The organism is Acinetobacter sp. ANC_7682 (assembly GCF_056779795.1).
This window is the reverse complement of record NZ_JBWYIQ010000065.1, coordinates 1-2,510: the sequence shown is the minus strand read 5'-3', so window position 1 is coordinate 2,510 and position 2,510 is coordinate 1. Positions and strand designations below refer to the sequence as shown.

3 protein-coding genes and 1 pseudogene are annotated in these 2,510 nt (G+C 37.0%); 1 reads left to right on the top strand and 3 read right to left on the bottom strand.

All coding sequences use genetic code 11. The features are described from left to right. Together AC1M9D_RS13950 and AC1M9D_RS13945 are read right to left on the bottom strand one after the other, a co-directional pair. Positions 1-206: hypothetical protein (locus tag AC1M9D_RS13950; protein ID WP_481612428.1), on the bottom strand; the 206-nt coding region annotated here is incomplete at its 3' end. Positions 207-359: 153 nt separating this feature from the next. Continuing rightward, positions 360-980, bottom strand: a complete 621-nt coding sequence (locus tag AC1M9D_RS13945; protein ID WP_481587711.1) for a LysE family transporter — start codon at positions 978-980, stop codon at positions 360-362. A 160-nt stretch (positions 981-1,140) separates the two neighbouring features. Here AC1M9D_RS13945 and AC1M9D_RS13940 point away from each other — a divergent pair, with 160 nt between their 5' ends. Next, positions 1,141-2,061, top strand: coding sequence for a Dyp-type peroxidase (locus tag AC1M9D_RS13940; RefSeq protein ID WP_092767896.1), 921 nt, complete (start codon positions 1,141-1,143; stop codon positions 2,059-2,061). A 113-nt stretch (positions 2,062-2,174) separates the two neighbouring features. Here AC1M9D_RS13940 and AC1M9D_RS13935 read toward each other — a convergent pair. Then, positions 2,175-2,510: pseudogene (locus tag AC1M9D_RS13935) on the bottom strand (hypothetical protein); the annotation flags it as partial.

The following is a 2,510-nucleotide window of genomic DNA, read 5'->3' as shown; positions in this document are numbered from 1 at the left end:
TCGAAAATCATTTTAAAGCCTTTGATTTGACTTTCTTTTACCTTAATAACGGATTTGTTTAACGCCAGCATACTTTTTGAAACACCACCAAAAATCTTATATTGCGAAGTATCATCCACAATCATTTTTTTTATAAGGGTGGTGATCAAAATTAAAATCACTGTAAGACCAAATGTGGCGCATATGCCAACACCCGCGCCCCACATCACAAACTTGATCCATTCCCACACACTTTCAGGCTGTAAATAAAAATACGCCCAGATATAGGGAGTTGAAATTAAACCGAGCCCCAACAGAATAGTCAAAATTAATATTATAATTTTCAATAAAATAACCCTCACTCGTTATTTTATTGTGTCTTATTGATGCACTAAACTCAATAAAAAAGCAGCACCTGCAAATAAACCTGCAAAGGTACGATTCATCACTTTTTGTTGACGAGGTGATTTAAGTAAACGCAATACCTTCGCTGCAAGACCTGTATATCCAGCCATAACGATAAGATCGATAACAATCATCGTACAAGCCATGATGAGGTATTGTGGCCATTGAGGCTTTGAAAGATCCAGAAACTGTGGCAACACTGCCAATAAGAAGACAATTGCTTTTGGATTACTCATATTGACAAAGAAACCGCTGATTACTAGCTTCATCGCTGACTTTTGCTTTAAATCAGTCTGAATTTCGATGGACTGCACTGGGGCTTTCCACTGTAAATATGCCAAATATAATAAATACCCAACCCCAAACCATTTGACGATCAAAAATGCCAAAGGTGTCGTAGCAAATAGTACGCCTGCTCCCGCAGCGACAACTCCAATTTGAACCAAAAGTGCAAGTTGCAGACCAATTGCATTCCAATAGCCTCGTTTGAATCCATAATTCAAACCACTAGACATAGATGCAATAGCACCTGCACCAGGCGAAATACTAATAACCCAACATGCAAGCATGTAGGCAAACCACATTTGATAAGACATAACGATTTGGGAGATTTATTTTGATGAGATTATATGACAATTCGACTTTTTTAAGATTTAAAATTTGAATGTTTTTTTAAACGTCTGTCTGTTCAGCACCATGATGATCAGGCACAATGTGATCAGCAAAATTAGGATATTATAATTTCAGGAGCCATGAATGACTTCCCAATCCGTAATCTTACCATTACCCTCAGATCATGCTCGCTTTATCACTTTGCGTTTAAAAGATTTATCAATAGATCAACTAAAAGAAAAACTTGAAGATCTCTTTACGACTCGTGATCGCTTAATTACTCAACATCCTCATGCTCAAATTAAAACTGCGGTGGCTTTTGGACCAGAACTTTGGTCACAACTCTACCCTCACCAACCAGAAGGTTTTAAACAGCTTGAACCAATTCAAGGCTCTTTCACCATGCCTGTGGTCCCTGCTGATGTTTTAATCCATATCGCAGCACAGCGTACTGATATTTGCTTTGCCTTAAGCCAAGCTTTTTTTGAAGGAATTCAGGATTTGGTTGAGGTTTTAGATGAGCGCGTGTGCTTCCGAAATTTTGATGGTCGAGATTTAACTGGTTTTATTGATGGCACCGAAAACCCTCAATTTCCAGATGATCGTGCTGAAACAGCTTTACTGGGTGAAGATGCAGGAATTTTCACTGATGGCTCATTCGTTTTTGCTCAACGTTATCGTCATGATTTAGATAAATGGAAAAAACTTAAAGTTGATGCACAAGAGCAAGTGATTGGGCGCACCAAACTCGAAAGCATTGAGCTTGATGATGATGTTAAACCTGACAATGCACATGTGGCTCGAACCGTTGTTGAAGATGATGAAGGTGAGGAGCTCGAAATTCTTCGCCACTCTTTGCCGTATGGCGATGGACGTGGTGATCAAGGTTTGTATTTTATCGCTTATACGAAAGATTTAACACGTATTGATCGCATGCTGACACGTATGTTTGGAACTAGTGGCGATGGTATTCATGACCGCTTATTGCACTTTGTTGCGCCTTTAGATGGAGCTTATTATTTCGCCCCAAGTGAAGAGTTGCTAGAAAAGGTATTGGAAGATTAAACAATAGAAAGCCGACGAGAGTCGGCTTTATTAAGATTTAACTTTAAAAAAGTATTTCATTTTTAATTTCTAAAATTTAAAACTAGATTTGAAAATTTTGACTCAACTTAAAATCATTCCAAATTACAGGAAATGTGATCAAAGCTTTCAATTGAGATAGACTCAATTTTATTATTATCGATATTATATATAAAATATCCTTTACTTTTTTTCATAGGGATTTTATATAAAAATAGGTCTAGTGATTCATCCCCACTAAAAACTTTTTTTGGTTTGATATTATTATTTAATTTCGCAACATTAATTTCACCCTTACCAATACTTATATTATTAGCATCAACCGCTTTAACATCTCGAGGGCTTTGTTGCACAAACCTATCTGTAAAGGGTTTTTCAGCGATATAATTTTCAAATGAAGAAGCCTGCACACAAAATCTACCGCACAACCA

Bases quoted from the DNA above. Each gene is read 5' to 3' on its own strand.
- AC1M9D_RS13945 (WP_481587711.1), bottom strand. From the start codon at position 980: ATGTCTTATCAAATGTGGTTTGCCTACATGCTTGCATGTTGGGTTATT.
- AC1M9D_RS13940 (WP_092767896.1), top strand. From the start codon at position 1,141: ATGACTTCCCAATCCGTAATCTTACCATTACCCTCAGATCATGCTCGC.